10 protein-coding genes and 1 other annotated feature are annotated in these 6,042 nt (G+C 44.2%); of the genes, 9 read left to right on the top strand and 1 reads right to left on the bottom strand.

Annotation, left to right across the window (positions count from 1 at the left end; translation table 11 throughout):
- The first annotated feature begins 228 nt into the window (after positions 1–228).
- The 9 genes from rpmG (at position 229) to ACTO17_RS19300 (ending at position 5,573) form a co-directional block, all read left to right on the top strand.
- Entirely contained in the window at positions 229–378 is a 150-nt protein-coding gene (rpmG, locus tag ACTO17_RS19340) for a 50S ribosomal protein L33 (protein ID WP_172537001.1), read from the top strand.
- A gap of 80 nt (positions 379–458) precedes the next feature.
- Entirely contained in the window at positions 459–665 is a 207-nt protein-coding gene (gene secE / locus ACTO17_RS19335; RefSeq protein ID WP_172536991.1) for a preprotein translocase subunit SecE, read from the top strand.
- 16 nt (positions 666–681) lie between these two features.
- Positions 682–1,200: a transcription termination/antitermination protein NusG gene (gene nusG / locus ACTO17_RS19330; protein ID WP_482559071.1), complete on the top strand. Its 519-nt coding sequence runs from the start codon at positions 682–684 to the stop codon at positions 1,198–1,200.
- A gap of 33 nt (positions 1,201–1,233) precedes the next feature.
- Positions 1,234–1,659 carry a 50S ribosomal protein L11 gene (rplK, locus tag ACTO17_RS19325; protein ID WP_172536993.1) on the top strand — a complete coding sequence of 142 codons (426 nt, stop codon included), beginning with the start codon at positions 1,234–1,236 and terminating at the stop codon, positions 1,657–1,659.
- A 140-nt stretch (positions 1,660–1,799) separates the two neighbouring features.
- Positions 1,800–2,492, top strand: a complete 693-nt coding sequence (gene rplA / locus ACTO17_RS19320; protein ID WP_172536994.1) for a 50S ribosomal protein L1 — start codon at positions 1,800–1,802, stop codon at positions 2,490–2,492.
- Positions 2,493–2,524: 32 nt separating this feature from the next.
- Positions 2,525–2,678, top strand: a sequence feature (ribosomal protein L10 leader region).
- A 46-nt stretch (positions 2,679–2,724) separates the two neighbouring features.
- Positions 2,725–3,261 (top strand): 50S ribosomal protein L10, encoded by a 537-nt coding sequence (gene rplJ, locus ACTO17_RS19315; RefSeq protein ID WP_172536995.1) that lies wholly within the window; start codon positions 2,725–2,727, stop codon positions 3,259–3,261.
- 26 nt (positions 3,262–3,287) lie between these two features.
- Positions 3,288–3,665: a 50S ribosomal protein L7/L12 gene (rplL, locus tag ACTO17_RS19310; protein ID WP_172536996.1), complete on the top strand. Its 378-nt coding sequence runs from the start codon at positions 3,288–3,290 to the stop codon at positions 3,663–3,665.
- A gap of 170 nt (positions 3,666–3,835) precedes the next feature.
- On the top strand, positions 3,836–4,399 hold the full coding sequence (locus ACTO17_RS19305; RefSeq protein ID WP_172536997.1) for a sigma-70 family RNA polymerase sigma factor: 564 nt from the start codon (positions 3,836–3,838) through the stop codon (positions 4,397–4,399).
- On the top strand, positions 4,389–5,573 hold the full coding sequence (locus ACTO17_RS19300) for a DUF4179 domain-containing protein (protein ID WP_482559070.1): 1,185 nt from the start codon (positions 4,389–4,391) through the stop codon (positions 5,571–5,573). The genes ACTO17_RS19305 and ACTO17_RS19300 overlap by 11 nt, the downstream gene beginning before the upstream one ends.
- A 192-nt stretch (positions 5,574–5,765) precedes the next feature.
- Here ACTO17_RS19300 and ACTO17_RS19295 read toward each other — a convergent pair.
- Positions 5,766–6,042 (bottom strand): hypothetical protein (locus ACTO17_RS19295; protein ID WP_482559069.1); only part of this gene is annotated, 277 nt, incomplete at its 5' end.

The raw sequence follows: 6,042 nt of genomic DNA, 5'->3' as shown, positions 1-6,042 counted from the left end.
TTTAACAGATCATTCGGAAAGATTAAATTCCACTATTGAGTAGAGGAAGACTTGCAAGATTAAATTCCATAGAGGGGTGGAATTTAAATTTGCAATTAAGTCCAATTACTTAAAATAGTTCAGGCAAAAGTATTGACGGGCAGGGGAAAAGTGTGCTATATTAGACTAGCGATGGAAGTAGGTCTTTTTTTTATGCCTAAAATTAGAAAGCAAGTGGAGGTGGAAGTTGTGCGCACAAGAATTACACTGGCATGTACAGAATGTAAGCAACGTAACTACAATACGACCAAGGATAAGAAAACTCATCCGGACAGAATGGAGACCAAGAAATACTGCAGATTCTGCAGAACACACACGTTACACAAGGAAACCAAGTAATAAAATGGAGCAGAGTGAAGGTTAAAATATTTTGACCGTCCCTGATTGATGGCGCATTCGCTGCGCCGCTGGAGGTAAAAATGGGAGAAACCAATACAGAAAAAGCTTCAAAAACGAGCTGGTTCACCGGTCTTAAGGCTGAGTTTGGCAAGATTATCTGGCCGGACAAAAAATCACTTAGCAGACAGACGGCTGCTGTGGTAGCTGCTTCTGTTGTCTTAGGTCTGATCATTGCCGTATTGGATGTAATCATCCGGTATGGTGTGGATAACCTGGTGAAATTATAGGAGGCATAGGTGATTTATGGCAGAGGCAAACTGGTACGTAGTTCATACCTATTCAGGTTATGAAAACAAAGTTAAGGAGAACATTGAGAAAACCATCGAGAACCGCCATCTGGAAGATCAGATTTTGGAGGTGCGGGTTCCGATGCAGAGTGTTGTGGAAATGAAAAACGGCGTCAAGAAAACCGTTGAGAAAAAAATGTTTCCGGGATATGTTCTGATTAATATGGTTATGAATGATGACATATGGTATGTGGTTAGAAATACCAGGGGTGTTACCGGATTTGTTGGCCCGGGTTCCAAGCCCGTACCACTCACTGAAGCTGAAATGAGGCCATTGGGTATTCAGGTTGATCAAAATGTGGTTGTAGACTTTGAAGAAGGTGATTCAATCCAGGTGACCGGCGGTGTCTGGAAAGATACGGTTGGGATTATCCAGTCTATGAATCATGGGAAACAGATGGTTACAATCAACGTTGACCTGTTCGGCCGTGAAACGCCGGTTGAAATAAGTTTCACAGATATCAGAAAGTTATAAGATGCAACGATATGAAAAGGAGGAATTTTCCAAATGGCAAAGAAAGTAGAAGGATATATAAAATTACAGATTCCTGCTGGAAAAGCTACACCTGCACCACCAGTTGGACCTGCGCTCGGACAGCATGGCGTGAACATTGTTGAATTTACCAAACAGTTCAATGCCAGAACTGCCGATCAGGGAGATTTAATTATTCCGGTAGTGATTACCGTATATGCAGACAGGAGCTTCAGCTTTGTAACAAAGACTCCGCCTGCGCCGGTATTAATTAAAAAAGCATGTAATATTAAATCAGGTTCTGCAGTACCGAACAAAACAAAAGTAGCAACTATTTCCAAAGCCAAGATTCAGGAAATTGCAGAACTGAAAATGCCGGATTTGAACGCTGGTTCTTTAGAAGCGGCAATGAGTATGATCGCAGGAACAGCAAGAAGCATGGGAGTTACTGTGGAAGAATAAAATGTTCCGCAGTTCCCGTATGGGCAGGGCCCAAAGGAAGAAGGATTTCCCGGCCAGATCCGTAAGAAATGAAACAATCTTAATTCCTGCAGAACGTGGGAGGGGCAGGCTCCCGATATTACCACTAGGAGGTTATCAGAATGAAACGAGGAAAGAAATATACAGAAGCTGCCAAAGGAATTGACAAAGCAGCGCAGTATGATACAGCAGAAGCAATCAGCCTTGTAAAAAAAGCAGCAGTTGCTAAATTTGATGAAACAATTGAAGCCCACATCAGAACTGGCTGTGACGGACGTCATGCAGAACAGCAGATCCGCGGCGCGGTTGTATTGCCCCACGGAACTGGTAAGGCGGTGAAGGTTTTAGTATTTGCCAAAGGCGACAAGCTGGACGAAGCTCTGGCAGCAGGCGCTGATCATGTAGGCGGAGAAGAACTGATCCCGAAGATCCAGAATGATGGATGGCTTGATTTTGACGTTGTAGTTGCTACCCCGGATATGATGGGCGTGGTAGGCCGTCTGGGACGTGTACTTGGACCGAAGGGCTTAATGCCGAACCCCAAGGCAGGAACCGTAACCATGGACGTTACCAAGGCAATTAACGATATCAAAGCAGGTAAAATTGAGTATAGATTAGACAGAACAAATATTATCCATGTGCCAATTGGAAAAGCATCTTTTTCAGAAGAACAATTAGCGGACAACTTCCAGACCCTTATGGATGCCATCATTAAAGCAAGACCGTCCGTATTGAAAGGACAGTATTTAAAGAGCGTGACCCTGGCTCCTACCATGGGACCCGGCGTAAAACTCAATACGGCAAAATTCGTTTAATTTGGTGTTGACATCCGAAATACACAATGATATACTGAACAAGCATATGACCGAAGACAGCAGGCGCCGAATGGCATAACGATACGGCCTGCCGAGGGAATTTACAGGGCAGTTTATGCCGGTAAATGAATGAAAGATGATTTCAGCCTCTTTGTTTTTGGACAAAGAGGCTGTTTTATGCGCAGGGAAAACTCCCCGGGCAATTCTAAAAAAATAAGGAGGTGCACAATTCGTGGCAAAAGTAGAGTTAAAGCAGCCCATCGTACAGGAAATTTCTGATTACATCAAAGATGCGCAGTCTGTAGTGCTGGTAGATTACCGTGGATTGACGGTAGAGGAAGATACACAGCTGCGTAAGCAGATGAGAGAAGCTGGTGTTGTATACAAAGTATATAAGAATACATTGATGAATTTTGCATTTAAGGGAACAGATTTTGAGAGCATGAGTTCTTTACTGGAAGGGCCCAATGCCATTGCTGTTTCAAAAGATGATGCGACAGCGCCGGCAAGAATCCTTGCGAAGTTTGCGAAAACTGCTCCGGCATTGGAGTTAAAAGCAGGCGTGGTAGAAGGAACCTTCTATGATACGGACGGAATTAAGGTAATTGCTTCCATTCCGTCAAGAGAAGAACTGCTTTCCAAATTCCTTGGAAGCATTCAGTCACCGATTACCAACTTTGCCCGTGTTCTTAATCAGATTGCAGAACAGGGCGGCCAGGCAGGCGAGACAGCAGAAGCTGCTCCTGCAGAAGAGACAGCGGAAGCATAATAAATAGAAAATGGAGGGAAATTAGAATGGCAAAGTTAACAACAGAAGAGTTTATTGAAGCGATTAAAGAGTTAAGCGTATTAGAATTAAATGAATTAGTAAAAGCATGTGAAGAAGAATTCGGCGTATCTGCAGCAGCAGGCGTTGTAGTTGCAGCAGCAGGCGGAGACGGCGCAGGCGCAGCAGAAGAAAAGACTGACTTCAACGTAGAGCTGACAGAAGTTGGCCCCAACAAGGTTAAGGTTATCAAGGTTGTCCGCGAAGTAACCGGTCTTGGCCTGAAAGAAGCAAAAGAAGTAGTTGACGGCGCTCCGAAGGTAGTAAAAGAAGGCGCTGAGAAGGCAGAAGCTGAAGATATTAAAGCTAAGCTGGAAGCAGAAGGCGCAAAAGTTACTTTGAAATAATTGCAGTTTGCAAAATACAAGAGCAGCAGGTTTTCCGTTGGGGGAACCTGCTGTTTCTGATTGAAGAAAAAGAAATATTTTTATTTTTGATAGATTTCCTTTTCGCCATTCGTAATAATAAGTGTAAGACAAAACAAGCCGGCGCGCAGGTTTGGAAAAGAGGATAATTTATGAAGATTGGAGAAAAGAATTATATTCAGCAATTACAATTGCACAATGAAAAAGCGCTCATGTATGTAATAGATGAATATGGCGGGCTTTTGATGGCGATTATCCGCAAGCATCTTTTCAGTCAGCCCCAGAAACAGGAGGAATGCTTTGACGACGTACTTCTGAAAATCTGGCAGAACATTTCCGACTTTGATGAGAGCAGGAATTCTTTCAAAAACTGGGCGGCGGCCATTGCAAGATACCGGGCCATTGATTATCTCCGCCAGTATCAGCGGGAACTGGTAACCGTGGATATTGAAGATACCGCTATTGTTCGGGAGGACAGTATGCTTGCCGGGATGATAGAAAAAGAAATCTCAGAAGAAGTGGAAAAAATGCTGGAATGTCTGAAGCCTCTGGACCGGGAATTATTTATGAAATTATATGTGGAAGATAAGACAATCGAGCAGGTAAGCGAAGAAACGGGAATGAAAAAGGAAATAATTTACAACCGCTTATCCAGAGGGAAAAACAAAATCCGCAGACAGTACCGAACAGAAAGGGGCGTTTCTTATGGCAAATAATATTTACAGATTACTGAATGAGATTGAAACTGATTTTAGCGAATATGAAAAAACTGAATTATCCTCCAAAGAAAAAGAAGAACATAAACAGAGAATTTTGATGGAGGTAAAACGGATGAAGAAAAGGAATGAAAACAGAAAAGAAAATAGAAAAGCCAGAGTTTGGAAAACAGCGGCGGGGGCTGCGGCAGCATGTGTGATTACCACAGGGGCATTCAGCATTGCCAACCCGGTACAGGCTCAGGAATTACTCAGCAGCGTGTTCGGAACGCTGATTGAAAACTCCCAGGGAGAGAAATATGAACAGGAAGATACCGAGAGATACCAGACCATCGGTGAAAATGCAGTTGCAGTCCAGGAAGAGGTGGACAAACGCCAGGGCGAAGAGGGATATGCGCTGACGGCAGAGCAGGACGGCGTTGTTATTTCCGTATCCGATGTGTACTGTGACGGTTATATCCTCTATTATACAACAACTCTCCAGACAGACCGTGAAGAATTAATGAGCGCAGACGGAATCATTCTTGAGAAAAAAGACGGCGAACCTTATGATATTAAAATCAACGGAACCCACATGTCAGAAGTGATTCGGCCCTTTGAGAAGTCGGCGGACGGAACCTACGTGGCAGCTCAGCAGATTGATTTGATGAATCCCTATGACATCAGCAGCAATCCGGTAGAACTGGGAATCGAAGAAAACGGAACCCTGGTGGTGGAATGGACGGTGCGTCAGCTTGACGGCTACCTCTTTGATAAATGGGACGATAACGGCGAATACCAGTCCACCGGATCAGCAGCAGGCGAATGGAACCTCCGGTTCCCGGTAACGGTTGACACTTCCAAGAATGAAACCTTCGATATTAATAAAGAAGAAAACGGTATTCTGGTAAAACGCGGCGTCAAGACCAAAGCCGGCCTTGTCCTGGAAGTGGAGCTTCCGGATTTCACACAGGAGCCCTATAACGATAAGTACAATGATCCGGATATGGGCGTGAAAGACAGCGAAGGAAATTATATCCAATGGCTGAACCAGAAATCCGATCTCAGAGAGGACAATACCTGCACCAGTCAGATTATGGTGCTCTATGACGGACAGAAAGATTTGTCCTTCTGTGTAACGACTAGGGACGAAGATCAGATTGAGATTGCGGATATTGGGTTCCAGGTGCCGTAGGGGATTGTTACTTCAGATTCGCAAACTTTGGATACGGACGGAAAAGCAGGATAGCCTTTTCCCACGCAAACCGGGCAGCGTTTCGGCGAACTAACTGCTAACTCCGGCTAGGGAAGTCAGGAGAGCCTTCCTTCCCAAGTCTCCGTAAGCAGTGGATTTCGCCTTCACTAAGAACGCCCGTGAACCCTTTGCTTAGTGAAAGGGCAATCCTGCTTTTCCTGTGTATCGAAAGACAGGTGGTTTGCGGCTCTGACAGTGTAAAACAGAATTGTATTGACCGTTCTTGAATTTTCTGAAGAGGGCTGTCGCAATAAGAAAAATGATATAAGATATAGTTAGTTTGAAACATTCTTCTATACTATATCTTGCATATGTTTTGCTTAGTGCGACAGCCCCTTTTAATATATAGAGTTTGAGGAGAGGCAAGACGATTTCGGGTACACAGGCAATTCCAGACCGGGATTCCTCT

Source organism: Petralouisia sp. (genome assembly GCF_056822245.1).
Note: the sequence above shows the minus strand (reverse complement) of the source record. Positions and strands in the feature narration are given on the sequence as shown.

What these genes read in the sequence shown, in the direction of transcription:
- secE (WP_172536991.1), top strand. Translation starts at nt 459, where the DNA reads ATGGGAGAAACCAATACAGAAAAAGCTTCAAAAACGAGCTGGTTCACC.
- nusG (WP_482559071.1), top strand. Translation starts at nt 682, where the DNA reads ATGGCAGAGGCAAACTGGTACGTAGTTCATACCTATTCAGGTTATGAA.
- rplK (WP_172536993.1), top strand. Translation starts at nt 1,234, where the DNA reads ATGGCAAAGAAAGTAGAAGGATATATAAAATTACAGATTCCTGCTGGA.
- rplA (WP_172536994.1), top strand. Translation starts at nt 1,800, where the DNA reads ATGAAACGAGGAAAGAAATATACAGAAGCTGCCAAAGGAATTGACAAA.
- rplL (WP_172536996.1), top strand. Translation starts at nt 3,288, where the DNA reads ATGGCAAAGTTAACAACAGAAGAGTTTATTGAAGCGATTAAAGAGTTA.
- ACTO17_RS19305 (WP_172536997.1), top strand. Translation starts at nt 3,836, where the DNA reads ATGAAGATTGGAGAAAAGAATTATATTCAGCAATTACAATTGCACAAT.
- ACTO17_RS19300 (WP_482559070.1), top strand. Translation starts at nt 4,389, where the DNA reads ATGGCAAATAATATTTACAGATTACTGAATGAGATTGAAACTGATTTT.